1 protein-coding gene is annotated in these 255 nt (G+C 71.0%); it reads right to left on the bottom strand.

Going from position 1 to position 255, the window contains the following annotated elements; all coding sequences use genetic code 11:
- Nucleotides 1-255: FGGY family carbohydrate kinase (locus SB754_RS21540; protein WP_410784359.1), on the bottom strand; the 255-nt coding region annotated here is incomplete at both ends.

Raw genomic sequence — 255 nt, 5'->3', positions numbered from 1 at the left:
AGCACGGCCGGCAGGTATTCACCGGTGCGCGGGGACCAGTATCCGGTGCCTGAGGCATCGGAGCGGTCGGTGCGCAGCGCCTCAAGTCCGGCGCGCCCGCTGCCCGGCCCGTACCCGGCGAGGCGCCAGCTCAGCCAGTCGTGCGGCAGGCACACGGCTGCGGTGCGGGCCGCATTGGCGGGTTCATTTTCAGCCAGCCAGCGCAGTTTTGCTGCGGTAATCGAGGCCACGGGGACGGTGCCGGTTTCCTCAGCC

This window comes from Leifsonia sp. SIMBA_070, assembly GCF_046534635.1.
GTDB lineage: Bacteria > Actinomycetota > Actinomycetes > Actinomycetales > Microbacteriaceae > Leifsonia.
This window is presented reverse-complemented; position numbering and strand designations above follow the sequence as displayed.